We start from the raw sequence: 26,091 nt of genomic DNA on the forward strand, positions 1-26,091 counted from the left end.
GCACCCAAACCGCGCAGTGGTGCAGAGCGACTGATGGCGGTTATTGACGAGATCAACCGGAGAGAAGGAAGAGACACTGTGAGTATTGGTCGGCTGCCTGCGACACCGGTTTGGGCGATGCGTCGGGGATGCTGAGCCAGCGGTACACCACACGCTGGGATGAAATTATTGGTGTGCGAGGATAGGCTTGGATGAACTGTCAGCTTGCGGCCCAAGAGCGGCCAGTCAATGAGGCGGTAGCCCGTGACCTAGATCAATCATGAGTCAAGGCGGCTAAGGCAATTGAATAGCCAGCTCGAGTAGCACCATAGCGAACGATCGAAGCATTGATAAATCGTCGGAGTTCGGCAGGATAATCTAAACGCCGTCAGGACTGCTTGTAGTACCGGTGGCCGATAGTGGTAGAGGCGTAACCGCCGTTTGCTACTCGACTAAGGCCTCGGCCTGAATAGGCTCTCTGCCGAATCGAATATCCATTCTGCTGACGGGTCGCTACTGGGGTACCCCGGCGAGCAGTGGCAATCTGGGTGGGGGCAGTCCATCACGCCTGCGGCACACTGCGGATGCCGTGGAAGGGCGATCGCAACTCGCCGTTCAATTTCCGGTCTGTAGTTGACGAGAACCTGAAAGTCCATGGCACCACCGGACTCTACGTTTGCGACATGTCCGTGCTCCTGTTATCACTGCCGCGAACCCTGTGCGAGCCCCAGCCGGTCTGGCGCTACGGCTCTCACAACATCGGAGTTAGACGCTACTGCGAAGGTCGGTAGGGTAGCGAGCGCCCTGGTTTGCGTGTCTACGGTCAAGAAGATGACAATGGATACCTTTGCCTCTGACGTGTGCACAAGGCGACGCCAAACGCCTCCTTTCAGAAGGGTGAGCGGAACCGACGTGGAGGTTGAGCGGCATGGATGCCGCGAGAGACGCGATGGGCCAAGACGGCCCTTCGCGGCGTGCCCCTGGAGCGGCGATGGAGCGAACAAACCTGGAGCGAAGCGCAGAGTCGGATGTAGGGGCAAGACCTGTTGATTCCTTTTGGGGCGACTGCCAAAAGGAACCGGCCCAGCAGGGCGGAACCATTGCTGCAATCAGCACGTAAAACGGCTGCGGCACGAACAAAAACTAAGCAAGGATTTAAAGGAAAGTTTTTCAACGCAGGATGGGATTAGAATGCGGGAACACTTAACACAAGGTAGGCATTCATGGACGAACAAGCTCACGTAGAAAACATCTCGCCACGCGCTAGCAAGGTGCTTTGGCTAGTATTTACACCTGTACTTGGCGCCCTAGCCTATTCTTTCTTTTATTTGACAGGCGCGGTTCATAGCGAAACTTTTCTCCATCACTACGGCGTAACTAAGGCCTATTCCCCCAAAGCCCAACTGATCACATGTTCACCGCTTATGGCGCCCTGCTTCAAACAGGGTTGAATTGGATAAATGTTGTCAAAAATCCCACAATTATTCTTTCCACATTTGCGTTGTCGGTTCTATTCGTTGCTGAGATAGCGCTGCTCAACTGGCTCCCTAAAACAAGACTTGCTAAGAAAGCAAGCTCCTTCGTAGAGGCGAAACGGCTGCTCAAGACTCCTGCCTTAATAATACTTATATCTGGATCAATCGTAATCGGGCTTTTTGCTCTTCCCTTTGCAGCAAATATACTGCTTCTAGCGCCAGCCCTGGCAGGATTAAATTCTGCAGAACTAACATATAAAAGAACGGATCGCTTATATGAGCAGGGCTGCGCCAGCGAAAAAAAATTGAGCGAAAGCTGCGTAGCTGTGTACAACAATGCTGAGAAGATTGCGGAGGGTTTTTTGATTACCTCATCCCAAACGCATATAGCATTGTACTTGGATGGCAAAACGACGATATTGCCAACTAAGGACTATCGCATCGAAACAGTCCGATCAAGCGAACTCGCTGCGAAACCGTGAGACGGGTCAAGATCGCAAGTCATTCGAGAAACAGCCGAAAAGGGGCCTAGCGAAGTACTAGCCTGGACGTCTCGGGATACGTAACTCGCGCTTATCAGCCCGTCACATCACACAACCCACCCGGCACCCCCATCACCCAATCCCTCACCGCCAATACAGTCGGATCATCCCGCCGCCCCTCCGGATATACGAGATGAAACGGCTTCCCCTCCATCACCGGACCAAACGGCTGCACCAGCCGCCCTTCCCTCAGTTCATCCTCAATCAGCTGACGGCTCATCAAGGCCACGCCTTGCGCGCCGATGGCGGCTGAGATGGCGTGGGTCTCGTCGGAGAAGACCAAGCCGGCGCTGACGTCCAGCCCCGGCACGTTGGCCAGTTTCTGCCAGGCAGCCCAATGAATCGGGGCGGATAAGGCGCGCTGGGCTTGGAAGTGGATCAACGAGTGTTTGGGCAGCTCGGCCACATCATGCAAGCCAAGCAGCGGGCTGCAGGCCGGGACGAAGGTGTTATCGAACAGCTTCTCCGCCACCAGCCCCGGCCAGCGACCGTCGCCGTAGCGGATGGCGACATCCGCCGTGACGCCATCCAGCGCGACTGGCTCGTGGGAAGTGTGGAAGCGCAGATCAATATCGGGATGCGAATCGCGCAGCATGCACACCCAAGGCACCAGCCAGCGCACCGCTATTGCCGGTGTGGTGCTGAGGGTGATCGCCTGACGGCATGGCCCCGTACTGAGGCGTTCGACCGTTGTGCTGATGGTGTCGAACGCCGTTTCCAGCACCTGTTGCAGCTCACGCCCTGGGTCGGTCAGCTCCAGCTTTCGGGGCTTGCGCAGAAACAGCGCAACGCCGAGCGATTCTTCCAGCGAGCGAATCTGGTGACTGATCGCCGTAGCGGTGACAGACAACTCCTCGGCGGCCTGCTTGGCGCTCTCGTGGCGGGCGGCGGCTTCGAAGGCGCGCAGGGCGGAAAGCGAGGGTAACCGGCGATACGCCATAACTGAGTTTTCCTCATCTGTACCTGGAAATATTGATCGTTTGCCGCCCATAGAGCCTAGACCTAGCCTGGGTCTACCGCGAATGACAGATGAATTCAGTCACAGAGGAGACTCACCATGACGCACCTTCTGCACCTCGACGCCAGCGCCCGCCCCGGCCTTGCCGGCAAGGACGCACACGGCTCCCACAGCCGCAATCTCACCCAGCGTTTCGTCAGCAAGTGGCTGGCCCGCCGCGCACAGGACAGCATCACCTATCGGGATATCGGCCAGAACCCGCCCTCTTTCCTCGACCATGACTGGATCGCTTCGGCGTTTACGCCGCCAGAACGGCAGGAACCCTGGATGAAGGACGCGCTGGCCGAAAGCGACCAATTGGTCGACGAGTTGATCGCAGCCGATGTGCTGGTCATCGGCACGCCGCTGTACAACTTCGGCATGCCCGCGGCGCTCAAGGCATGGATCGATCAGGTGGTGCGCCTGGGCCGCACGGTTGGCATCGATGAAAGCCGACTTCCCGACGATCCCTACCTGCCCATGCTGGAAGATCGGCCACGGCACGCGGTCATCCTCACCGCCAGGGGCGGCATTGGCTTTGGCCCTGGCGGGGAGATGGCTCACATGAACCATCTGGAGCCGAACCTGGTGACGGCGCTCACTTTCATCGGCATCACTCGCATTCATCAGATCGCAATCGAGGGTCAGGAAACGGGTGGCGATGTGTTGGCGGCCTCGGTGGCTGAGGCGCTACGTCAGGTTGATGCCTTGGTGGCAGAGCTTCAGGCAGCGTTTGAGGCGAGTACTCCGTCTTTTGTCACCCACACCTTTAGTGCTGCTCGGGCTCAAGCTTCGTGAACAGGCGCTAATTGGCCGACGCTTTGAACAGATAAACTGCGGCCCGATTCAGTAAACAGGGAGATTCTCATGGGAACGGACAACCTTAAAGACGCGGCCTACCCGCTCGATCAGGGCTGGAACTTGGACAACGGTTGGAAGGCGGACAGCACCGGCAGCCGCGACTCAAGCTGGATGCCTGATCGTGGCTGGGGCCGTCAGGCCGAGTTGCGGAAGACCAAGCCAGGTAATGGCGGCGCCTCTTTTGCGGCCTGGGAGCAGGAAGTCGAAATCACCCCTGAGCTGTCGGATTGGCCACCTCCCGACATGCTCCGGCTCCCCGAGCCCCAGCCGCCCGGCTTCTACATCGTGCCGCGTAGCATGTCCGGCGAGCAGGTGCTCGCCGGGTTGTTCGCCGATGCGCCACACAATCATCTAGTCAGCCGCATCAAGGCGCTGAACCCCACCTTCGCGAAGGGCTTCAAGGCTGGTGAAATGGTCGTTTTGGGCAACCTGATCAATCCGACCGCTTGCTCACGCGAAGAGGCAGAGCTGATGGCGGCCGCCGCAAAGGTTCGCACTGCTTTAGAACCGTTGAGCGAGGGCGAAGCCAATTTCATGGCCGAGCATCAGGCCGAGATCGCAATGATGGTCGGTGGCGCCAGCGCGTCGCTGGGGCTTGGCACCGACATGCTCGGGAACGGTTTGAAGCAGATTGACGGCACGCTGCGCGATATCGAATACCTGCATCAGCGCGAGTTCGCCACGCATGGCCACCTGCGCAGTACGCAGTTCTTCACCTCACGCCAGCAGTTGTATCGCCAACTCGATAACCAACTAAAGGCAACCTTCCTCGGCAAACAGCTGGGCCTGGGCAGCTATACAACGCTGCGCCAGGATCTCGGCATCTCCACCCGCAGCCTCGTGCACCACTGGAGCAAAGGCGGCGCACCGGGCCAGGTCTCCGGATACGCCACCCATATGGATCAGGTTGCTAAGGCAGCTAAGTACCTGAGAAATGGAAGCTATATCGGAATCGCCCTGGGCGGTGCCGCCTCTGCATTGAAAGTCCAAGAGGTTTGTCAGGCAGGCGAAACTCAGGCATGTCAGAAGATTCGATTTACCGAGACGGGAAGTTTTGCTGGGGCGTTAGGTGGTGGAGCGCTAGCCGTAGCTCTAGCTAGCCCTGCCGCAGGCTCGATTTGTATCGCTCTGGGAGTAGCAACAGGCGGATTAGGCGGCGTTGTCTGCGGTCTGGTTGTGGTTGGCGGAGCTTCGGTTGCTGGTGGTGCTGGCGGTGGGTGGGCTGGCGAACTGGCGGGTGAGAAAATTTATGAGAGGAGCCAACCTTGAACTTCGGCACGTGGTTTGAAACCTGGTCCCTAGACCTTCAAATTACCTTTCTATTGGCCCCCTTTGTGATTGGCTTCTCAGGCATGCTCATGATTCTTGTCATGGCATACCGAAATCTCGATCTGATTCTCCACACATTCCCCAACAGCCAGTATGTGCTAAGACAGAAAATTCTTTGGGGTAAGAAAGGTCTTTACTCCCGTTTTATTCTAACCAGCAGTTTGGCAGCTGTAGCATTGTTCCCCAAAGGTCACATAAAACGCGGGGACCTTTTGGAGAGCGAAGTTCGAAGCCTGCCCCATTTCATTAAACACCGCATGGTCATTGCTTGGTGGCTATGCTTCGCCGGTATGGCTTGGCTGCTTCTGGCAGTCGGCCTGCTCAAGCTAACGGGAGATTGAATGCGGCACGCCAGGACCGCCAGTGTACTCAATTGGTCGTTCCGCAACTGGGCTTACCAAAGCTGCGCTTATTCTCGCTTGTTAATTTACTAATGCTATACAAGGACGTTCTCATGACATCAGAAAATGAAGTATCAATCATTAAATATGTAGGATTGTTTGCCTTACTTTACGCAATACTAATGGCCTTCTTTAATTATATTGCGCACGGCCTCGACATTGACCTCGGCTCCGGTGCAAACATAGCGATGCTAATGGGAGCATCCGTGATTACGTCCAATCAATTTGTAACAATCAATAAGAGAGCGCCAGAAAAGACAGAAAAAAACAAGATGATATTAGGTTGCCTATTATCGTCTTTAGCCATATCAATTGTTGGCACTCTAATATTAATCTCAGTTGCGCTAGGCACTCAAGGGCTTGCTGAAATAACGAGCATTCTTCCCAGGCTCTCTAGCCTGACGTGGCTAATCATCATGACAGCAGTAACTTTGTTCCATTATTTAATGCTAAACCTATCATTTGGATGGCATGCGAATAGATACGCCACGAAGATCCAATTAAAAGCGTAGCTTAATAGTCGCCGTGATGGCCTATGCACGTCCCCACGCTACGAGCGTTTGGAAGTCGGTCTACTCAGCTCATAACAGTTGAACCCATCAATGCTACCGGGCTGGCGGCTGTGGGGTTGGGTTAGCAGGGCTTGGCCGTGCCTGGCGGTTGACCTGCTAAAACTCATTGGGAACTGAACACCTGTAAGCGAGGTAGCCGGAAAAACGCGTGGAAAGGCGTTGCCGTTTTCCACCTACGTCCTGATTGGAGCGGAGCAGTAAGTAATCGGTCGGGCGCGTTGAAAACGATTAGATCGGCCATCGTCGGCGGCGCCCTAAGGCGCCGCCGCGAGCCTTACGCCGAAAGCTTCTGGCTGAAGATATCTTCCGGCTTACCGATATCCATCCTGTCCGCGTTCATCACTTTGTCCCAGGCTTTGACGAAGTCGTGGACGAACTTCTCGTTGCCGTCGACCATGCCGTACACCTCGGCTTGCGCACGTAGCTCCGATTGCGAGCCGAAGATCAGGTCCACTCGAGTGGCGGTCCAAGTTGGCTGACGGGTGTTGCGGTCGAGTCCCTGGAAGCGGTTCTTGTGCTCGGTCGCGGTCCACTCGTTCTTCATGTCCAGCAGGTTGACGAAGAAGTCGTTCGACAGCGTGCCCACACGGTTGGTGAAGACGCCCTCTTTGCCGCCATCCGCGTTGGTGCCCAGCACCCGCATGCCACCGACCAGCACGGTCATCTCCGGCGCGCTGAGGCGTAGCAGGTGGGCCTTGTCTACAAGCGCTTCCTCGGGCGCCATGAAGTGGGCCTCGTAGTAATGATTACGGAAGCCGTCCGCGACCGGGCGCAGCGCTTCGAATGACTGCGCATCGGTCCACTCCTCCAGAGCGTCCATGCGCCCTGGGGTGAAGGGCACCTTGACGCTGACCCCTCCGTCCTGCGCCGCTTTCTCGATCGCCGCGCAGCCGGCCAGCACGATCAGGTCGGCCATGGAGACCTTCTTGCCGCCGCTGGCCGAGCCGTTGAACTCGGCCTGGATCTCGGTGAGCTTATCGAGCACACGAGCCAAGAGTGCCGGGTTGTTCTCCTGCCAGTCCTTTTGCGGTGCGAAGCGAATGCGCGCGCCGTTGGCGCCGCCGCGCTTGTCCGAGCCGCGATAGGTCGATGCCGAAGCCCAGGCGACCGACACCAAGTCAGAGACCGAGAAGCCCATGCCCAGCAGTTTCTGCTTGAGCGAGGCGATGTCCGCGTCGTCGATCTTCGGGTGATCGCATTCGGGGATCGGGTCCTGCCAGATCAGCGTTTCCTTCGGCACCAGCGGCCCGAGGTAACGGGCAATCGGGCCCATATCGCGGTGGGTCAGCTTGAACCAGGCGCGGGCGAAGGCATCGGCGAATTCGTCCGGGTTTTCGAGAAAATGACGCGAGATCGGTTCGTAGATCGGATCGAAGCGCAGTGCCAGGTCCGAGGTGAGCATGGTCGGCTTGCGCTTCTTGTTGGGGTCGAACGGGTCGGGAATGATCTCCCCGACGTCTTTGGCTTCCCACTGATGCGCTCCGGCAGGGCTCTTGGTCAGTTCCCACTCGAAGTTGAAGAGGTTTTCGAAAAAGTAGTTGGACCATTTCGTCGGGGTCTGGCTCCAGATGACTTCGAGGCCGGACGTGATCGCATCGGCACCTACACCGGTCTGGAACTTGCTGCGCCAACCCAGGCCCTGGTCTTCGATAACTGCGCCTTCCGGCTCCGGCCCCATCAATGAGGGATCGCCCGCGCCATGGGTCTTGCCAAAGGTATGACCGCCGGCGATCAGCGCCACGGTTTCATAATCGTTCATCGCCATGCGGGCAAAGGTCTCGCGGATGTCGATGGCCGAGGCTTTCGGGTCCGGGTTGGCGTTCGGGCCTTCCGGGTTTACGTAGATCAGGCCCATCTGCACGGCGCCGAGCCCTGGGTGCAACTGGCGCTCGCCGCTGTAGCGCTCGTCGCCCAGCCAGGTGCCCTCGGGGCCCCAATACAGCTCTTCCGGCTCCCAGGTATCGGCGCGGCCGCCGCCGAAGCCGAACGTCTTGAAACCCATGGATTCGAGCGCAACGTTTCCGGTAAGGACGAACAGATCGGCCCACGACAGTTTGCGTCCGTACTTCTGTTTGATCGGCCACAGCAGACGCCGCGCCTTATCCAGCGCGGCATTGTCCGGCCAGCTGTTCAGTGGTGCGAAGCGTTGCTGGCCACCACCGGCGCCGCCGCGACCGTCAGTGATGCGGTAAGTACCGGCGCTGTGCCAGGCCATGCGAATGAACAGGCCGCCGTAGTGACCGAAATCCGCTGGCCACCAATCCTGCGAATCCGTCATCACGGCGTGCAGGTCGGCGATCACCGCGTCGAGATCTAGCGAGTTGAATTCGGCTGCATAATCGAAATCGCCGCCGTATGGATTGGAGCGCGGCGAGTGCTGGTTGAGTGAGGTGAGGCTCAATGCTTCCGGCCACCAGTCACGATTGCCCGGGCGTTTGCGGGGTGCACCGGCGCCATGACCGAACGGGCATCCACCGCCAGTATTTTCTCCAGACTCAGCGCTCATGTTCTGTTCCTCTCGTGGTTGTGGTTATCGCGGTCAGGCGCCGCTTTAGAACCGTAGCACTCAGTTCATGGCAGAACAAAAACGCGCAATCCGCCTATCGAAACGGCGCGAGCCCCCAGGATGAGCCTCAAACACAGCATTCATGCGGTCTGGATCGCTTCGCGCATGCCTGAAGAAGGCAAATAAACGGGGGATCAAATTTCGCTATTGCCTCGATAGGCATTACCTAAACCTGAGTCACAACCAACAGCAAGTCACTGTGCCAGCGCGGCTGCGTTGGGCGCCTCTTCAGGAATCGTTGCCGCTTCACATCGTCTCGCTCTGCCCGATGCAGATCTGATAAGGAAGCAGAAACCAAGCGAATTCAATTGCCGCAACGGCTGCAACGTGCCGTTACTATTCGCCTGCTCTGTCTCTTTCCAGCGATGAGCACGCCCTTCCCGCTCCCCAAGCCTATCGCCCAGTACAATGCCCGCTTTGCGCATTGATCCGGAGTCTCATCGCCTATGTTCACGCTTGCCCATCTGGACACCCCGCCGCCGGAATCGATGAAAAGCCAGGTGCTGCAGATGGTCGTGGACTACCTCGGCGACATCAGCCCGGTATCGCTCACGCCTACCAACCCGCTGTATCAGCTGTATCAGTACGTGGTGGGGTTCGAGGTGCATCGTTATCTGGACAGCATGGATGGCGCGCAGGCGGGCAAACCTGAACTGGTCATGGCGCTGGACGTCGATGACCCGTCGCTCCTGCTCGGATTTGCCCTGTACCTACCCTATATGGACGACCCTGAAGCCTGTGCGTTGGTTTATCTGGCAGTGCAAACCGACCATCGCCGTCAGGGCATCGGTCGGGCCATGGTCAACGCGATGGTGGCGCGTTATCCCCATGCGGAAGTGGCGTGCGTGGCGGGCAAGGTTCCCTACTTCGAAGCGCTGGGCTTTCAGCCTCTGGCGGCTCGCGGTCCGCAAGTGGTGATGAATACCCGGAGCCAGGCGTCGAACGGAGTGGTCGCAGTGCAGGATTTGCAGCCGATTTTCCAGTCCCAGGAAGTCCGTCAGATTCACAGCTATCTCGTGAAACAGCACGGTGGGCAAGCCATGAGCGACGCGGAGAAAGAACGCGATCATCTGCTCGATAAACTGGCCCAACAAGCCCTTCACCTCACTCAGAGCTACTCGGCAGCCAATCGCTTGCATTAATCGTTTGAAGAAGCACGCCCCATGGAACAGGTGCCGCCGCCTTCCAGCTGCGTAGCTACCGATGCGTCGGCGAGCGAGTGAAAGCCGGGCTTTGAACTTCGTAGATCAAACTTTCACACAAGCAAATATCGCGTTCCCGGTCGTCTTGTTCCAGGGAATGATCCTTTCGTAATCATGTTCAAGCACGTGCACTTCGAAGTACGGCCGTAACAGCTCGATCAATTCGCCAAAACTCACCGCCACCATGCGGTGTTCGTCGTGCCATACCTGGCGTGCGCCTGCGGTCGTTTTCTCGATGCGGAGTTTTAGAGACTGCTGCTCACCGTTGCCGGAATAGCTCCAACCAGAGCTAAAGCTGAACAGGCCGTCCGCATGTTTGGCGGTGTGCGAGACGAACGAATCATTGTCGATTCTTTCCTTGTCAACGGCGTTGAAGCAAAAGAGCCCACCCGCCGCCAGTGCGCCATGCACGCTGGCGATACAGGCCTTCAACCGCTCAAGTCCTGCGCTGTAGTGAATGGAATACAAGAAACAGGTGATCAGATCGACCGGCTGATCAACCTTGAAGCCGCACATATCCTGAAGGGAAAACCGGGCTTCGGGGCAGCGGGTGGCCGCTCTATCTAGCATGGGCTGGTTGATGTCGAGCCCGCAGCTTTCAAAACCGGCATCGATGAAATGTCGCACATGCGGCCCGGTGCCACAGGCGAGATCCAGATGCCTGATCCCAGCGTTACCAAATAGCTGCTGCAGCCTTTGAATACAGTGGCTTTGCGCTGTGTAGTCGATATCGGCACACATGAGGTCGTAGTATCCCGACAGGTCGGTATAGAGAGCATTGCCGGGCATGATGACCTGATGTTTTGGGCGTGGAGCGTTGGCGGGCGCGCATCATAATCTCAACCCCGCTACGAGGGAATTGCCATGGTGGCGGCTATCGGATGTCGGGGCATACCGGGGGAAAATGTCCCCCAGTGCCTGATATAACGGAGCAGCTTTAATGGAGATAGAGAGAAAAAGGTGGCGGATCACTTCGCCGTACAGCACCTGAAGCTTTGCCACCCATCCTCATCCCTGGCGATCAATCATTCATCCGGAATCTCTACCTCGACCAGCTTCGCCAGTAGCGTCAGCGACTCCTGCCAGCCGAGGTAGCAGGAATCGGCTGGGATCGCGTCCGGGACGCCGTCCTGGGTGATGTTCAGCTCGGTGCCGCAGGAAAAGGGGGTGAGCGTCACCGTCACCTCCATGGTGCCCGGTAAGCCCGGATCATCGAATGTGTCTTCGTAGCGGATTCGCTGGTTTTCCAGCAGCTCGAGGTATTGGCCACCGAAGCTGTGGATCTCACCCGTAGAGAAATTGGTAAAGGACATCCTGTAGCGGCCACCCACACGCGCATCGATCTCGTGCACCTTGCCGGTAAAGCCATTCGGCGGCAGCCATTTGGCCTTAGCGTCTGGATCCAGGAACGCGCGGTAGAGGCGATCGGGCGTAGTTCGCAAGACGCGGTGAAGGCGGATCGTGCTGGGCATACTTTTCTCCTTTGGTTGCGGGTTTGCCTTGATGGCTCTGATAGTCGAACGAAGGAGAACGAATTCGACGCCACGCTTACTTTTTTACGCGCACCCGTTTTGTGAGCAGCCCATCCTGAGCACCAAGCGATATGCCCGCATCGCCTGGCGCCCTTCGATGCTCTACACAGGCACCGGATACGACCGCGCCGAGGGTTCGTCACCGATAACGATGAGGTCCGTCAGGTATTTCCCTAACCAACATCGATCAACTGCGGTCAAGCCGTCTCGCTCGAGCCGGCGAGTGTGTGCAAGCACAAATATTCCATACTGGCGGCCCAGGCTTGCATGCGATCCGCTTCGAGCTGCACCAGCATGGCGTAGCGACGTCCGCCCCATACCGAAAGATGAAGTGCTTCCAGGGTCGCAGCAGTCGGGCGCACCGGCAGATCAGTCGCCACGTCGATAACTCTTTGCCAGGCGCCCAACAGGTCCTCATAGGCCCGACGCTGGTGTTTGGGCTCGGCCACCAGTGTTTCCAGTTCGAGCATATCCGGGTGGAACCACGGCAGCTGCGGCTCGACCCCGGCAAGCGTGCGTACCAGTCGCCGAATGCGTTCAGGCCAGGCCAGCGCCGTTGGCTTTACCGCTTGCGCGTCGATGGCTTCCAGCATTTGCTCAACGCAATAGCGCACGTAGCCCGAGTGCAGCGCGTGTTTGCTGGGGAAGTAGTCGTACAGGGTGCCGATGGCCACGCCGGCTTCCAGGGCGACCGCACGGGTCGTCAATCGAGACCAGCCGTCGCGCTGCCATATCCGAACATAACTATCGAAAATCGCTTGAACAGTGACCTTGGCGCGCTGCTGGGTAGGCCGTTTGAGCGGCTTGGCGCTCGGCAATCGTGTGCTCATGAAATCCGAACCCGGCGATGAAACGAAAGGATTACAGTCAATGCCATCCATTTACGAACCCCAAGGTGCCATCGATGAGCGTCATTCGCCAGTTGCAGAACAACAAGAAGAACATGGAGCAGACCCGCATTCAGAACCGGTCGATCCCGGAGCTGAAACCCGGCGAAGCCCTGCTGCGGATCAGCCGATTGGCACTGACCACGAACAATGTCACCTACGCAGCATTCGGCGAGACCCCTCACCTGCGCTATTGGGACTTCTACCCGACCGGTGATACCGAGTGGTTCCACATGCCAGCGTGGGGGTTCGCCGAAGTCGTGGAGAGCACAGTCGATGGTCTGGCGAAAGGCGAACGCTTCTATGGCTTCTGGCCGATCGCCAGCCATGTCGTCATGCAACCGGTGCGAGTTACCGAGCGTGGCTTTTACGATGGTGCGGAACATCGGCTCGCGCTGACATCGGCTTACAACCAATACCAGCGCATCAGCAGCGACGACGCCTATCGCGCCGGGAGCGAAAACTACCAGATGCTGTTGCGCCCGTTGTTCATCACCTCGTTCATGCTGGCCGATTTCCTCGACGACACCGCCTTCTTCGGTGCCCGGCAGATCCTGATGTCCAGCGCCTCAAGCAAGACGGCATACGGCACGGCGTTCTGCCTGCAGGACAATCCGGCCGTGCAATTGATCGGCCTGACTTCGTCCGGCAATACCGAGTTCGTGCAAAGCCTGGGCTGTTATCGCCAAGCGCTCGGCTACGACCAGCTCGGCTCGCTCGACCCGAGCGTACCCACCCTGTACGTGGACTTCTCCGGCAGCACCAGCCTTCGACGTCAGGTCCATGCGCATTTCAAGGATGCGCTGGTCTATGACTGCTATGCCGGTTCGGCGCAGAACCAGGACTATGCCGAGCCCGACCAAGCGTTGTCCGGCCCGCAGCCACAACCCTATTTCGCCCCCTACCAGATCAAGAAACGCAACACCGACTGGGGCCCCGCCGAGGTAACCCGTCGCTTCAACGAGGCGCAACTGGCCTTTATCGCTCGGGTAAGCGATACGCAGCAGCCTTGGATGCAGGTGAACGAGCACGCCGGACTTGAAGCGGCACAGTCGCTGGCCGAATCATTGATCAAAGGTGATATCAACCCGCTGGAGGGCCACGCGGTGGTGCTCGACTGAAAACGTATCGGCGCCGCTCAGGTAACACCAGCCAAACGCGCCTGGCCGTTGCGGCTGGCGTATATCGAGCAAGTCGCTAGTCTGACTATCTGACTCACTCTGGAAGACGATGATGACTGGCGATGAGATCACAGATTGCTACCGAGGCTACATCGCCTGCTTGAACAACCGGAACTGGCCGGAGCTGAAGCGCTTCGTTCATGACGAGGTGCACTACAACGGCAAACTCGTCGGGCTGGATGGCTATCGTCAGATGCTCGAACGAGACGTTCGAGCGATTCCCGATTTGCAGTTCAATATCGGGCTGCTCATCGCCGAACCGCCCCATGTCGCGGCGCAGCTGCGGTTCGACTGCACACCCATCGGGGACTTGTTCGGCTATGCGGTGAACGGTAAGCGAGTGGCCTTCACCGAAAACGTGTTCTACGAGTACGGCGAGGGAAAGATCCGGAACGTCTGGTCAGTGATCGACAAGGCCGCGGTTGGCGATCAGCTCTGAGCGCGCGATGGCCGGCAAAAAACCAAACTCATCGCCTGATCGGAGCCTGGCGCCTCGATCCAACTAACGGCAGGGCTGTCCCGTATACTCGCGCGTTTTCCGCGCGAGTCCTCCCTTGTGAGCAACAAACGATACGCCTGCATCGGCTTGAGCAACCCGAAATCGCCTTCGAATGTAGGCGCAATCATGCGTGCGGCTGGGTGCTACGGCGCTGCTTCGGTGTTTTACACCGGCACCCGCTACGACCGCGCCAAGGATTTCATCACCGATACCAAGAAGGTCCATCAGGGCATTCCGCTGATCAATATCGATGACCTGCGCAAGATCTTGCCGCTCGGTTGCGTGCCCGTCGCTGTAGAGCTGGTTGAAGGTGCCCGTGCGTTGCCCCAATACACTCACCCGGATCGCGCCCTGTACATCTTCGGCGCAGAGGACGGCTCGCTGAGCAAGGAGATCCGCGATTGGTGCGAGGATGTGGTCTACATCCCCACCAATGGTTGCATGAACCTGGCAGCCACCGTGAACGTGGTGCTCTATGACCGTCTGGCCAAGGGCAATAACACCCGCTCCGGCCCGCTGTTCTGAACATGGCTGCCATCACCGCGATGGCTACTCGCTACAACCAACCATTCAATGGTTTCAAACAGGCCTATAGACATGGCACTCGACCCTTTAACCATGTTGACGCTCACCGTCGCCCTCGCGCTGGCTGCTGCGCTGTATCTGGCTTTTGAGTGGCAAACCGTTCGCGAGCCCTCGTTGCTGCTTTGGAGCGCGGGCTTTGCCTTGATCAGTGTGGGCTCGTCGCTGGCCTTGCTTCGCGTAAGCGGCCTGCTGCTGATCGGCATCTGGTTTGCCAACGGCCTGCTGGTAACGGCGCACTGGTTTTTTCTGCTAGGTGTCACACGCTTCACGGAAACGCGCTTGTCTCGCGCCTGGTACTTGATCTTCGCCGCCTGGTTCGCGCTGCTGCTACTGCCGGGCGAGCAGCCCTGGTCGAAGGTCATTCTCCTGCTCAATTCATTTTTGGTTGCGCTGTTGGCGCTCAAGGCCAGTTTGCTGTTGCGCCCGCATGCCAAATCTCTGGGAGCTGGAGCGGCGCAGCTGCGCTATGTGCTGCTGGGGCACAGCCTGTTCTACTTCGCCAAGATGATACCGGCGCTCGTTCCGGGCACGCTGATCGACCTGGCCGCCTTTCGGGGCAGGATCATTCAGATTTCGCTGGTCGAAGGGGTTATGGCGACCATGCTGATTGCGCTATCGATGACCGGTACCGTCCGCTACCGCCGCGAAAAACGGATAGAGCGGCTGGCCGCGCGGGACCCGCTGACCGCCATGTATAACCGGCGCGCCCTGGAGGCTCGAGCGCCACGTCTGCTAAACGAGGCTTCCCCTACGCGCCCGGGCGCTCTGCTGCTGATAGATATCGATAATTTCAAGCTGGTCAACGATCTGCACGGGCATACGGCAGGCGACCGATTGCTCGTCGCCTTGGGCGAGATGATTCGTCTGGTACTGCCAGGAGGCGCGGTAGCAGCCCGGCTGGGCGGCGATGAATTCGTGATTTTGTTGAGCGACGCCTCCAATGAACGAATCTTGAATCTAGGCGACGTGCTGCGCAGGCAGTTCCATGACACAGCAGCCCAGAATTTCAACACGCCCGAGCCGGTCACCCTGAGCATCGGCGTTAGTGTTTTCGATCAGCCTCCTGCCAGCCTGGCGGCGCTGATCGAGCAAGGCGACGTCGCGCTCTACGAATCCAAGCGTGGCGGGCGAAACAGTATCCGCCTAGTTGATCGAACCCTGACAAGCCAAGCCGCGCCAGGATCCTAATCTGCAATAACAGCTCGGCGGCGCACGACTGAACATGCTGTCGTTGGTGCGAAGTAGCGAAGTAGCTTGGGAGCAACGCGTGGAAAAGGCTTCGCCATTTTCCATCCTACAAGCGCTGCGGACCGGCCATCGCGCAGATCACTCAGGAAATATCAATCTGATACCGGAACCCCTCGGCCGCAGCGCGGGACATGCGGTATTCCAGCGGGCATCGGTCATAGCCCAAGGCCGTGCGCTCGATCATCACCATCGGTGCGCCCTCCTTGATCGACAGGACTTTCGCCATGGTGCTATCGGCTGCCCCAACGGTGAGGGTTTCCTTGGCCGAGGCGATGCACTGGCCGCACTGTTTTTCGTAGAACGGATAGAGCAGCTCGCCAAAGCTTTCGGACTCGATCTCCAGTAACGCGCCGAAGCGTGTGGCGGGCAGCCAGATCTCCTCGTGAAACAGCGTGCGGCCTTCGACCATGCGCAGGCGTTCCATGCGGACGATCTGCTCGCCGTCGTTCAGCTCCAGCGCCGTGGCGACCGTCTGCGATGGCTTTTGCAGCGCCTTGGAGAGAATGCGGCTGGTGGGGATTTCACGTCCGCCGCTGGCGTTCACCTGGCGAAAGAAACGCGCCAGCGAGGCATCGAAGTTGGGCCGGCGAACGAAGGTACCGCGGCCTTGGCTACGCAACAGCAACCCTTCATTGACCAGCGTGTCCACCGCCTTGCGCACCGTACCGATGGCCACGCCATACAGTCGGGTCAGTTCCGCTTCGGTGGGAATGGGCGCGCCGGGCGTCCACTCGCCAGCGGCGATCTTGGCCAGCATTTCTTCTCGTAGACGCTGATAGAGCGGTAGGCGCTCATCGTATCCGAGGGTCGGGGCGTTCATGTTTGATCAGTCCATTTCCGAGACGGGAGCCACTTTAGCACTGACACGTCGATTGACAGATATCTACCGCTGAATATATGGTCATCTATTCATATATATGACTACATGTCAGTAACAAATGTGACCGCGAGCTTTGGTTCGCCCGTGATCTGGCGGCGAATACGCCAGGCCGTTCGCCACTACAACAATCGACCAGGGTTATCCGCTTATGACTGGCTTTTATCCGCCCGCTCTCACTGGCGTAGACACGCATGCCCATATCTTCCGTCAGGATCTGCCGATGGCGCCCGGCCGTCGATACAGCCCGCATTACGATGCGCTGGTTGAGCAATACCTCGAGCATCTTGATCGCAACGGCCTGTCGCATGGTGTGCTGATTCAGCCGAGCTTTCTGGGGACCGACAACCACTTCATGCTCGAAGCGCTACGCCGCTATCCGCAGCGCCTGCGTGCCGTCGCGGTGGTCGATGCCGACATCAGCGAGACTCAACTGGACGAACTGGCCGAAGCCGGTGTGGTGGGCATCCGTCTGAACCTCATCGGTAAGACACTGAACGACTACAGCGGCCCCGCCTGGACAGCCCTGTTCGAGCGGCTCGCGCCGCGCGGCTGGCAGGTCGAGATTCAGCGCAGCATTGATGATGTGGCGTTGATCGTGCCGGCCATTCTGGCCTGCGGCGTCGACGTGGTGATCGACCATTTCGGGCTGCCGACTGGCGGCATCGACGCTGACAAGCCCAACCACAAGGCGTTTCTCGCGTTGCTGAGAGACAAGCGCGTATGGCTGAAGCTGTCCGCCGCCTACCGCAGCCAGTCCGATCTCGCCCAGGCAGCCACAGTGCTGGCTCAGGTGCGTGAAGCGAGCGACGGCATCGAGCGTTTCCTCTGGGGCAGCGACTGGCCCAACACCCAGTTCGAAGACCAGACCGATTATGACCGGCAGGTCGCTTTCATCGAGGCGCTGCTGCCGGACGCGGGCGAGCGCGCCCAAGTACTGATGAATAATCCGGCGGAGCTGTTCGGCTTCAACCTTTCCCGCTAAACGCTTCATAACAACAACAGGACACTTACATCATGATGAGCATGCTCGTCGTCGCGGCCATCGTTGTCGCCGTCGCACTTGGCTACAAGACCAAGATCAACATCGGTCTGTTCGCAATCGCCTTCGCTTACCTGATCGGCTGTTTCGGTATGGGCCTCAGCCCGTCCGAGGTCATCAGCATGTGGCCGTTGAAGATCTTCTTCATCATCTTCTCGGTCTGCCTGTTCTACAGTTTCGCCACGGTCAACGGCACCTTGGAGAAACTGGCCGAGCACCTGATCTATCACTGTCGCTCGGTGCCGCAACTGTTGCCGTTCGCGGTCTTCTTCACTGCGACGGTCATCTCCGCAATGGGCGCGGGTTACTACACGGTGCTGGCGTTCATGGCACCGATCACTCTGCTGCTCTGTGAGCGCACTGGCATGAGCCTGATTGCCGGTGGCATGGCAGTGAACTACGGCGCCTTGAGCGGCGCCAACTTCGTGTCCAGCCAGAGCGGCATCATTTTCCGTGGCTTGATGGTCAACGCAGGCATCCCGGAGAACGACGCCTTCATCAACGCGGCGGGGATTTTCGTCAGCACGCTGGTAATTCCGCTGCTGGTGATTTCCGTACTGGTATTCCTGACCGGGCATGGCAAAGCGATGAAGGCATCCGCCTATATAGCAACCGAGCCGACGCCGCTGAACCGCGAGCAGAAGATTACGCTGTGGCTGACGTTGGCGATGATGGCAATCGTGCTGGCGGCACCAATCGCGCACATCGCCTTGCCGGACAACGCGACGGTCAGCTTCATCAATTCGAAGATGGACATCGGCCTGATCGCCAGCATCTTCTCGGTCATCGCACTGCTGTTGAAGCTGGGAGACGAACGCAAAGCCATGGCCTCGGTGCCCTGGGCCACGTTGATCATGATCTGCGGCGTGGGCATGCTCATTTCCGTCGCCATCAAGGCGGGCACCATCGACGCCCTGGCGTCGTGGATGGGCAACAGCATCCCGCCGATCATGGTCCCGATCGTCTTTGGCGTGGTGGCGGCGTTCATGTCGCTGTTTTCCAGCACATTGGGGGTCGTCACGCCGGCGCTGTTCCCGATGGTGCCGCCAATTGCCTCGGCGCTAGGGCTTGATCCGATGCTCCTGTTCATCGCCATCGTTGTCGGTTCCCAGGCCACCTCGATCTCGCCGTTCTCATCAGGCGGCAGCTTGATCCTCGGCTCGTGCACCACGGAGCAAAGCCGTACCTCGCTCTTTCCGCAGTTGCTGTTCCGCGCCGCGCCCCTGGGCTTTGTCGCGGCACTGATCTTCAACGCGCTGCTGACGTTCGTTTATTGAACTATCGCTATAGCCCGAGGCCGTGGCACCGGGCTATAGCAATCAGCGCATGCGGCATGCAACACGGCCTTAATTTCTGTCACCCCCTCGGCAGCGGCATTGGCATTACCTACCCCACGATGTCACCTGGCAGTCGCAGCGTCAGCGGTTGTCAGGCGTCTCGGCACCACAGCCGAATCTGGTCAGGAGAAAATTGTATGAAGAACTGGTTTGCCGATATCAGCATGACCAAGAAGCTGGCGACCGGATTCGGCTCGGTGCTTTTGCTTACCGCCGGGTTGGCCGTCTCCGGCTGGCTCAGCCTGGGTAGCGTCACACACCGCAGCGCCTTGATGGAGCAGATCGCTTCGCTAAACGAATCGCTGGCCGATCTGCGAGTTGCGCGCCTGCAGTACATGCTCGACAACGGAGATGCGAAATCGGCCGAGGCCGTGAACGGGGCCCTGGACCGGTTTGAGACTCGTCTCAACGAGATTTCGCCGAACTTCTCCAACCCCAAAAATCTGATGCTTCTGCGAAAGCAAGGCGAGCAGATCCAGCTCTACCGCGCCTCGTTGAAAGCGATGCGTGACGCCTACACCGCCGGCGGCGCTGCCCGAGCGGACATGGGCAAGCATGCAACGCTCGCCAGCGCGCCAATCGACGCCATGGGCAAGGCGGTGGAGCAATTGCCGGGCCATGCAGACAATCGCTACGCAGGCCTGAAGGCGATCTCCGACCTGCGCATGAATTGGCAATTGGTGCGCTACCAGATGCGTGGTTACAACACCACGCCTACGGCCGAAGTCGCTGCCAAGGTTGAACAGCAAATTGGGAAGGCTCGGCAATCCGCCGCGCGCTTGAAGGCGGTGCTTGGGGACGACTTCTCCGCTCAGGTGGCCGTCACCGAGCAGGCACTCGACGGGTATCTCGTAGCGCTCAAAGCAGTCGCCGCCCAAACCGAAGCGATTGCAGCGGCACGCCAGGAAATGGCAAGCGAGACGGATGAGATCAACCGTCTCGGCATGGCCCTGACCCAGGCCCAGAACGCTAGCCGCGATCACGAGACCGCTCAGGCTGGAATCACCCAGATCTCGGTTACCGTGCTGGCATTGCTCATCGGCCTGCTGGCTGCCTGGTTGATCACACGTCAGATCACTCAGCCGCTGGCGGATACGCTTGCGGTCGTCAGGAATATCGCTGCCGGTGATTTGACCGACCAACGCCACATCGCGCGCAAGGATGAAATCGGTGCGTTGCAGCAAGGCGTGATGGGCATGGCGGCGACCCTACGCGAGCTCATCAGCGGTATTCGTGACAGCGTTACGCAAATGGCCGGTGCCGCAGAGCAATTGTCGGCCATTACCGAGCAGACCAGCGTCGGCATGAACGGTCAGAAAATCGAGACCGATCAGGTCGCAACGGCGATGCACGAGATGTCCGCCACGGTGCAGGAAGTGGCGCGCAATGCCGAGGATGCTTCGCGAGCCGCCAGCGACGCGGATCGGGAAGCGCGTGCGGGCGACGCGGTAGTGTCCGAGGCGGTAACCCAGATCGAACGGCTATCCCACGAGATGCTTCGCTCTACCGCAGCCATGACCAAGCTGGAGTCTGAAAGCAACCGAATCGGCAGCGTCATGGACGTGATCAAAGCGGTCGCCGAGCAGACCAATCTGCTGGCCCTCAATGCGGCTATCGAAGCCGCACGTGCCGGTGAAGCGGGACGCGGTTTCGCAGTGGTCGCTGACGAGGTACGCGGCCTGGCTCAGCGGACCCAGAAATCGACCGAGGAAATCGAACAATTGGTTGCCGGTCTGCAGCAAGGTACGCAACAGGTTGCGGTCGCGATGCAGAACAGCCACAACCTGACCGAAAGCAGCGTCGAGCTCACACGCAAGGCCGGGTTGGCGCTCAACGATATCACCGCGAAGGTCTCGAACATCCAGGCGATGAATCAGCAAATCGCTGCCGCTGCCGAAGAGCAAGGCGCCGTGGCCGAGGAGATCAGCCGCAGCGTGGTTAACGTGCGCGACATCTCCGAGCAGACCGCAACGGCCAGCGATGAGACCGCCGCATCGAGTATCGAACTGGCTCGCCTTGGCAATGAGCTGCAGGCGATGGTCAGCCGCTTCCGCGTGTAGCACGACGCATGTCGCTCACCAGGCACCGCCATGGTGAGCGACCGTCGAGCGCTTGCGCTAAGACGCCGGAAACTCCTGGCTGTTGGACGCATGGATGGGGCGCTCGCTCGACCTGACTGGCAAACACCTCGCCGCTCAATCGCCAGTTCACCTCAGAACCCGAACATCAACACCCGATGCGCGGCCACGCCGGCCATCGCGCCGTCCCCCACCGCCAAAGGCACCGAGCCGGCCGCTCGCGCCGCATCGCCGCAGGCGAATACACCAAGGATCGAAGTGGCTTTGGTGGGATCGGTCTTGATGAAGGGACCGAGCGGGCCTTCCTCCGTTTCGCACCCCAGTTGCCTTACCAATGCCGAGACGCGCATACGTGGCGCGACGAAGAGGCCGGCGAACGGCAGCTGGCGACCATCTGCCAACGCCACGTTCAGCGGTTCGCCGTTCAATAGCCGAGTGACCTTGGTGCGCTCCAGCGCTGTCCCGCGCGCGTCGAGCTGGGCCAGCTCCTCGGCTGACGGCTCGAAGACATTGTTCAACAGCAGTGTTGTAGGCCCCCAATCCGGCAGCATCAGCGCCTGGTGCATCGATAGTGGAGATGTCGCCAGCACTCCGATGCGACCCTGTTCAAGTTCATAACCGTGGCAATACGGACAATGAAATACCTGCGTGCCCCACCGCTCGGCCAGGCCCGGAATGGCCGGCAGCTCGTCGACGACTCCGTTAGCCAAGATCAATAGGCGCGACCTGTGCTGCTTTCCGTTCCGGTCGGTGACGCTGAAGCCTTGGTCGTCACGCTCGGCCTGGGCTACCTCAGCATGGAGCCAGTCGACAGTGTCGTAGTTCATCAACTGGGCGCGACCTTCAGCGGCGATCTCGTCTGGCGGTACACCGTCCTGCGTCAGGAATCCATGCGAGGCCGCGGCAAAGCGGTTGCGTCGCAGACCTGCATCGATCACCAGAACCCGCCGACGAGCCCGCGCCAAGGGTAGTCCCGCTGATAATCCGGCGTAGCTTCCGCCAATAATGATCACGTCGTAGAACATGAGCCAATCCTTCCTGCTAATTTATGTATCTTTTGAAGTTACACTAATAAGCAAGTTCCATGAAAGAGCTTTAATGATCTGAAAAGATTGAGACGCTCAGTGCGAGCGATGAATGGCGGCTTTAGATGGGCACGTGCCGTACAGCGTATTAAATTCGCTGGACATGTCAGCCAGCGTCAGCGAGCCCAGTCGCTGCAACAGCAGGGCTTCGGCTTGTTGCAGGGCGTCTTCGAGCGCGGCGTTGACCACTCGCTCGACCAGGCAATCCGGATTGTCGCGGTCCGCGCCGATAGCAAAGATTCGCGGGCCGCCGACCGCGTGGAAGATGTCCAGCAAGGTGACCTGTTGTAGATCGACCGAAAGGCTCCAGCCGCCGTTGTAGCCTTTGTCGGCGCGGACGTAACCGGCTTTTCTCAGTCCCGTCATGGTGCGACGCACTACTGCCGCGTTGGTCCCGAGCATCTGTGCGATCTGCTCCGAAGTGACCGGGCGTTCGGCGCGCGCCATGTGCAGCAGGACGTGGAGCATGCGGGAAAGGCGGCTATCGGTTCTCATGCGGGCTTTTCGATCGGTGACCAGGTTCGGCTCGCACCATACATCGCAACCTATACAAAGGCCACGCGGCGAGACCGTTCAGGCGCTGGGCAGATAAGGTTCGATATTGGCCAGCGCCCGCTCGACGTACTCCACCTTCTCCCCTACCGGCGCGACGTAATGCAGCGCCTCGGCTGCGGCCTCTCGCCCAACCAGGCGGGCCAGCGTCCAGGCTGCAAGATAGATGGAGGCCAGGCAGCCGCCGGCGGTGGCGAGATTACCGCGAGCGAAGAACGGCTGTTCCAGCACGTCGATGCCGGCTTCCTGCACCCAGGGTTTGGTGGTGAGATCGGTGCAGCCTGGGATGCCCTTCAGCAGCCCCAATTTGGCTAGCAGCAAAGTGCCGGAGCACTGCGCGCCGATCAGCTGGCGCGCAGGATCGAGCCGCGCCAGCGTCCGCATTACGGCAGCATCCTCAGCAATTTCGCGAGTTTTAATGCCGCTACCAACGAGCACGGCATCGAACGAGTCGATCTCTTCCAGCGCGGCCTGGCGGTATAGCCGCACGCCGTTCATCGAGGTAACCGTTTCACTCGGTGACACCAGGGAGACGCGCCAGTCCGGCTGCTTGATGCGATTCAAGATGCCCAGCGCGATAAGCGAATCCAGTTCATTGAAGCCGTCAAAGGTAAGAATGGCGATGTGCATGGCTGGGCTCGGCACTGTGGGGACGGCTCATTCTCCGAGCGGGTTGGCACCTGGGATAGATACAGTGGGCTGCGGCTGTAGCGGTACAGGCTGATCGAACCGCTTAAGCCGCGCTTAAAAACCGAAAAGACTTATAGCCCCGGCTTCATCATTACCAGCACAAACCCAACAACAATCCCCGCCAGCGCAATTAACCAGCCAATCCGATGCGCACGGTTCTTTTCCGCCTGCCGGACGGGGTCAACGGGCTTTTTCTTTCTCACAATCCACCTGCCTTTCGATTAAAACAAACGCATGCACAGCGCCTGGCACTGGCTGAGCCGGCAGCATCCTCCTTCACCGAAGCAAAAAGGGAAAGACCTTGATCGCCAGCAGCTACGTCGAACAACGATTGGGTGCACTGAAAGAAACGCTTTGTACCTAGCACCGGGCAGTGGCCAGGCACGCTGACGAAACTGTACGCTTCAATCCCCTTTCGGCTGTCGCCCGTGATGAACACCAACCAATCATTTCTGCTTCGCTATCCGTCTGCCAGCCTTTTGCTCATTCAATTGCTGGGTATCGTGCTGTACCCGTTTCTGGAAGACCTGTCCCATGCGCGGGCCATCATCGGCACATTTGGCATCGTTGTATTGGTGGCGGCCCTGCGCATGGTGCGTCGTAGCCCACTGACTCAGTGGGTCGCCCTTACGCTGGCCGCATGCATTCTGGCGCTGACGATCATCGGCGAGGTTCGCGGCGGCCCCGTGCTGAGCCTGTCGCTGGCAGCGCTCGAATCCGCCTTCTATTTCTATGCCGCAGCCAGCCTGATCGCTTACATGATGGAAGATCAGCGCGCCACCACCGATGAGCTGTTTGCGGTCGGTGCCACTTTTACGCTGCTTGCCTGGGCATTCGCCTACAGTTTCATGGTCTGCCAGTTGTTATTTCCGGGCAGTTTTACCGCATTGCTCGATTCCGAAGCGCCGCGCAGCTGGCTCGAACTGCTCTTCTTGAGTTTCACCATCCTTTCCGGTGTGGGCATCGGCGACATTCTGCCGATCACGCCGATGGCGCGTGCGTTGGTGATGCTCGAGCAATTCGCCGGGGTGATGTATATCGCCCTGGTCGTTTCGCGCCTGATCGGACTGACGATCCGGCGCTAACGCCTCGGCGGGAAATCGCTTTCGCGATACGCCACTATTGGCCTTCCGACTTGACGCGCGTCTTGAGCAGCGACAGCAGTACACCACCAGCCAGCACACCGAGCGTCACGCTGAGCGACAACAATGCCGGCACCTTGACGAAGCCATGCAGGAAAATCTTGCCGCCGATGAAGATCAGCACGATTGCGAGCGCGTACTTCAGATACACGAAACGGTGCATCAGAGCCGCGAGCGCGAAATAGAGCGAGCGCAACCCGAGAATGGCGAAGATGTTCGAGGTGTAGACGATGAACGGATCCTGGGTGATGGCGAACACGGCCGGTACGCTGTCCACGGCGAACACCAGATCCGCCAGTTCGATCAGCACGAGCGCCAGCAGCAGCGGCGTGGCGTAGAGCAGCGTCTTGCCGCTGGCGGCGTCGTGCTGGCGCACCAGGAAGCGCCCCTCGTGGAGGTCGTCGGTAACGCGGATATGCCGGCGCAGGAACGCCAGCAGGCGGTTCTGCGAAAGATCTGGGTGCTCTTCGTGGTCCTTGCTCAGCAGCATCTTGACGCCGGTGAACAGCAGGAACGCACCGAACACGTAGAGAATCCAGTCGAACTGCTGCACCAGGGCCGTGCCCAGACCGATCATGATTGCGCGCAACATGATCACCCCGAGGATGCCCCAGAACAGGACGCGGTGCTGGTACTTGCGGGGGATGCCAAAGAAACCGAGGATCATCGCCATGACGAACACGTTGTCCATCGACAGCGATTGCTCGACCAGAAAGCCGGTGTAGAACTCCAGCGCCTTGGTCGCGCCGAGCTGCCACCAGACCCAGCCACCGAACGCCATGCCGACGCTGAAATAGCCGCTGTACAGCAGCAGGCTTTCACGCATTTCGATTTCGTGCTGGTCGCGGTGCAGCACGCCGAGGTCGAAAACCAGCAGCGCAAAAACGATGATCAGGAATGCCAGCCAGAACCAGTAAGGTGTACCGAGGAACGGAGTCGCCAAAAACGCGTGCAGAGCTGTCATGAGCCCTCCCTGTATGTCTGCCTAAGTCAAGAATCAACTTAGTGACTCCGACATCACGGTGAGGATTGTTCACCGCCAGAGGGGCCCGGCGCCACGTGCGAGAAAGGTTAGTTGAAAAGAATATCCGCTGTCATTAGCGATGCCTGGTGACGCGTTCAGGTCAGCGGGCCTCTTGCCGTCCTTGCCCAACGACGACACATCGGTGCGTTGAGCTTATTAATGGCCTCGCTGACCTTCCTCAGCCGACGCCATAAACCATAGCTATGGCCAGCGGCGCCGCTAAAGATACGCCTGAATCCCCCGCCAGCCGCACTAGACCGTATGTCGGCGGCTGAGCCCAATATTGAGAACCAGTACCGCGGGCGAGAATCAGCGCACTTGCCTGATGGCAATATGCCGCTAAACTCCGCCGCGCCCAAGGATGGCTAAAAGATCTCCACAGAGAGCGCCAACGACCATCCACGGCAA

At 59.0% G+C, this 26,091-nt stretch carries 25 protein-coding genes and 1 pseudogene; 16 read left to right on the forward strand and 10 right to left on the reverse strand.

Features of this window, described 5'->3' with window-relative positions; all coding sequences use genetic code 11:
• Window positions 1-33 precede the first annotated feature (33 nt).
• The 3 genes and pseudogenes from NAV33_RS13075 (at window position 34) to NAV33_RS13080 (ending at window position 1,936) form a co-directional block, all read left to right on the forward strand.
• A pseudogene (locus NAV33_RS13075) lies at window positions 34-185 on the forward strand (DUF4113 domain-containing protein).
• Between the two features lie 342 nt (window positions 186-527).
• The gene (locus NAV33_RS21525) at window positions 528-770 is read left to right on the forward strand and encodes a GMC oxidoreductase (protein ID WP_423836667.1); all 243 of its coding nucleotides are present in this window, start codon (window positions 528-530) and stop codon (window positions 768-770) included.
• A gap of 620 nt (window positions 771-1,390) precedes the next feature.
• Entirely contained in the window at window positions 1,391-1,936 is a 546-nt protein-coding gene (locus tag NAV33_RS13080) for a hypothetical protein (protein ID WP_255980675.1), read from the forward strand.
• Between the two features lie 94 nt (window positions 1,937-2,030).
• On the opposite strand, the gene NAV33_RS13085 is transcribed toward NAV33_RS13080, so the two are convergent.
• Window positions 2,031-2,936: a LysR substrate-binding domain-containing protein gene (locus tag NAV33_RS13085; RefSeq protein WP_255980677.1), complete on the reverse strand. Its 906-nt coding sequence runs from the start codon at window positions 2,934-2,936 to the stop codon at window positions 2,031-2,033.
• Window positions 2,937-3,053: 117 nt separating this feature from the next.
• Here NAV33_RS13085 and NAV33_RS13090 point away from each other — a divergent pair, with 117 nt between their 5' ends.
• The 4 genes from NAV33_RS13090 (at window position 3,054) to NAV33_RS13105 (ending at window position 6,096) form a co-directional block, all read left to right on the forward strand.
• Complete coding sequence (locus NAV33_RS13090; RefSeq protein WP_255980679.1) at window positions 3,054-3,791, forward strand: FMN-dependent NADH-azoreductase; 738 nt, start codon at window positions 3,054-3,056, stop codon at window positions 3,789-3,791.
• A gap of 69 nt (window positions 3,792-3,860) precedes the next feature.
• Window positions 3,861-5,123, forward strand: a complete 1,263-nt coding sequence (locus NAV33_RS13095; RefSeq protein WP_255980681.1) for a hypothetical protein — start codon at window positions 3,861-3,863, stop codon at window positions 5,121-5,123.
• The gene (locus NAV33_RS13100; RefSeq protein WP_255980683.1) at window positions 5,120-5,524 is read left to right on the forward strand and encodes a hypothetical protein; all 405 of its coding nucleotides are present in this window, start codon (window positions 5,120-5,122) and stop codon (window positions 5,522-5,524) included. The genes NAV33_RS13095 and NAV33_RS13100 overlap by 4 nt, the downstream gene beginning before the upstream one ends.
• Before the next feature lie 113 nt (window positions 5,525-5,637).
• Window positions 5,638-6,096 (forward strand): ABZJ_00895 family protein, encoded by a 459-nt coding sequence (locus tag NAV33_RS13105; protein WP_255980685.1) that lies wholly within the window; start codon window positions 5,638-5,640, stop codon window positions 6,094-6,096.
• A 334-nt stretch (window positions 6,097-6,430) separates the two neighbouring features.
• Here NAV33_RS13105 and katG read toward each other — a convergent pair whose 3' ends face one another.
• Complete coding sequence (katG, locus tag NAV33_RS13110; protein ID WP_255980687.1) at window positions 6,431-8,662, reverse strand: catalase/peroxidase HPI; 2,232 nt, start codon at window positions 8,660-8,662, stop codon at window positions 6,431-6,433.
• A gap of 506 nt (window positions 8,663-9,168) precedes the next feature.
• On the opposite strand from katG, the gene NAV33_RS13115 reads away from it, so the two are divergent.
• Complete coding sequence (locus NAV33_RS13115; protein WP_255980689.1) at window positions 9,169-9,864, forward strand: GNAT family N-acetyltransferase; 696 nt, start codon at window positions 9,169-9,171, stop codon at window positions 9,862-9,864.
• A gap of 105 nt (window positions 9,865-9,969) precedes the next feature.
• Here the strand turns inward: NAV33_RS13115 and NAV33_RS13120 are convergent, their stop codons facing one another.
• From NAV33_RS13120 to NAV33_RS13130, 3 genes are all read right to left on the reverse strand, one after another.
• A complete protein-coding gene (locus tag NAV33_RS13120) occupies window positions 9,970-10,713 on the reverse strand; it encodes a class I SAM-dependent DNA methyltransferase (protein ID WP_255980691.1) in 744 nt (247 codons plus the stop codon).
• A gap of 236 nt (window positions 10,714-10,949) precedes the next feature.
• Complete coding sequence (locus NAV33_RS13125) at window positions 10,950-11,396, reverse strand: SRPBCC family protein (protein ID WP_255980693.1); 447 nt, start codon at window positions 11,394-11,396, stop codon at window positions 10,950-10,952.
• Between the two features lie 257 nt (window positions 11,397-11,653).
• Window positions 11,654-12,286 carry a TetR/AcrR family transcriptional regulator gene (locus NAV33_RS13130; protein WP_255980695.1) on the reverse strand — a complete coding sequence of 211 codons (633 nt, stop codon included), beginning with the start codon at window positions 12,284-12,286 and terminating at the stop codon, window positions 11,654-11,656.
• Window positions 12,287-12,360: 74 nt separating this feature from the next.
• Here NAV33_RS13130 and NAV33_RS13135 point away from each other — a divergent pair, with 74 nt between their 5' ends.
• From NAV33_RS13135 to NAV33_RS13150, 4 genes are all read left to right on the forward strand, one after another.
• Window positions 12,361-13,464, forward strand: a complete 1,104-nt coding sequence (locus tag NAV33_RS13135; protein WP_255980697.1) for a DUF2855 family protein — start codon at window positions 12,361-12,363, stop codon at window positions 13,462-13,464.
• Between the two features lie 112 nt (window positions 13,465-13,576).
• Complete coding sequence (locus NAV33_RS13140; protein ID WP_255980699.1) at window positions 13,577-13,963, forward strand: ester cyclase; 387 nt, start codon at window positions 13,577-13,579, stop codon at window positions 13,961-13,963.
• Window positions 13,964-14,080: 117 nt separating this feature from the next.
• Entirely contained in the window at window positions 14,081-14,548 is a 468-nt protein-coding gene (locus NAV33_RS13145) for an RNA methyltransferase (RefSeq protein WP_255980701.1), read from the forward strand.
• 72 nt (window positions 14,549-14,620) lie between these two features.
• Window positions 14,621-15,796: a GGDEF domain-containing protein gene (locus NAV33_RS13150; RefSeq protein WP_255980703.1), complete on the forward strand. Its 1,176-nt coding sequence runs from the start codon at window positions 14,621-14,623 to the stop codon at window positions 15,794-15,796.
• 142 nt (window positions 15,797-15,938) lie between these two features.
• Here the strand turns inward: NAV33_RS13150 and NAV33_RS13155 are convergent, their stop codons facing one another.
• On the reverse strand, window positions 15,939-16,676 hold the full coding sequence (locus tag NAV33_RS13155; protein WP_255980705.1) for a GntR family transcriptional regulator: 738 nt from the start codon (window positions 16,674-16,676) through the stop codon (window positions 15,939-15,941).
• A 208-nt stretch (window positions 16,677-16,884) separates the two neighbouring features.
• Here NAV33_RS13155 and NAV33_RS13160 point away from each other — a divergent pair, with 208 nt between their 5' ends.
• The 3 genes from NAV33_RS13160 (at window position 16,885) to NAV33_RS13170 (ending at window position 21,172) form a co-directional block, all read left to right on the forward strand.
• Complete coding sequence (locus NAV33_RS13160; RefSeq protein WP_255980707.1) at window positions 16,885-17,718, forward strand: amidohydrolase family protein; 834 nt, start codon at window positions 16,885-16,887, stop codon at window positions 17,716-17,718.
• A 32-nt stretch (window positions 17,719-17,750) separates the two neighbouring features.
• Complete coding sequence (locus NAV33_RS13165) at window positions 17,751-19,052, forward strand: SLC13 family permease (protein ID WP_255980709.1); 1,302 nt, start codon at window positions 17,751-17,753, stop codon at window positions 19,050-19,052.
• A 197-nt stretch (window positions 19,053-19,249) separates the two neighbouring features.
• Complete coding sequence (locus NAV33_RS13170; RefSeq protein WP_255980710.1) at window positions 19,250-21,172, forward strand: methyl-accepting chemotaxis protein; 1,923 nt, start codon at window positions 19,250-19,252, stop codon at window positions 21,170-21,172.
• 152 nt (window positions 21,173-21,324) lie between these two features.
• On the opposite strand, the gene NAV33_RS13175 is transcribed toward NAV33_RS13170, so the two are convergent.
• The 3 genes from NAV33_RS13175 to NAV33_RS13185 form a co-directional block, all read right to left on the reverse strand.
• A complete protein-coding gene (locus NAV33_RS13175) occupies window positions 21,325-22,215 on the reverse strand; it encodes an NAD(P)/FAD-dependent oxidoreductase (RefSeq protein ID WP_255980712.1) in 891 nt (296 codons plus the stop codon).
• 96 nt (window positions 22,216-22,311) lie between these two features.
• Window positions 22,312-22,770 carry an Rrf2 family transcriptional regulator gene (locus NAV33_RS13180; protein WP_255980714.1) on the reverse strand — a complete coding sequence of 153 codons (459 nt, stop codon included), beginning with the start codon at window positions 22,768-22,770 and terminating at the stop codon, window positions 22,312-22,314.
• Between the two features lie 78 nt (window positions 22,771-22,848).
• Window positions 22,849-23,457 carry a DJ-1/PfpI family protein gene (locus NAV33_RS13185; RefSeq protein ID WP_255980716.1) on the reverse strand — a complete coding sequence of 203 codons (609 nt, stop codon included), beginning with the start codon at window positions 23,455-23,457 and terminating at the stop codon, window positions 22,849-22,851.
• 491 nt (window positions 23,458-23,948) lie between these two features.
• On the opposite strand from NAV33_RS13185, the gene NAV33_RS13190 reads away from it, so the two are divergent.
• A complete protein-coding gene (locus tag NAV33_RS13190; protein WP_255980718.1) occupies window positions 23,949-24,602 on the forward strand; it encodes an ion channel in 654 nt (217 codons plus the stop codon).
• A 34-nt stretch (window positions 24,603-24,636) separates the two neighbouring features.
• Here the strand turns inward: NAV33_RS13190 and NAV33_RS13195 are convergent, their stop codons facing one another.
• On the reverse strand, window positions 24,637-25,623 hold the full coding sequence (locus tag NAV33_RS13195; protein ID WP_255980720.1) for a TerC family protein: 987 nt from the start codon (window positions 25,621-25,623) through the stop codon (window positions 24,637-24,639).
• Window positions 25,624-26,091 lie beyond the last annotated feature (468 nt).

The organism is Stutzerimonas stutzeri, from assembly GCF_024448715.1.
Lineage (GTDB): Bacteria > Pseudomonadota > Gammaproteobacteria > Pseudomonadales > Pseudomonadaceae > Stutzerimonas > Stutzerimonas stutzeri_AR.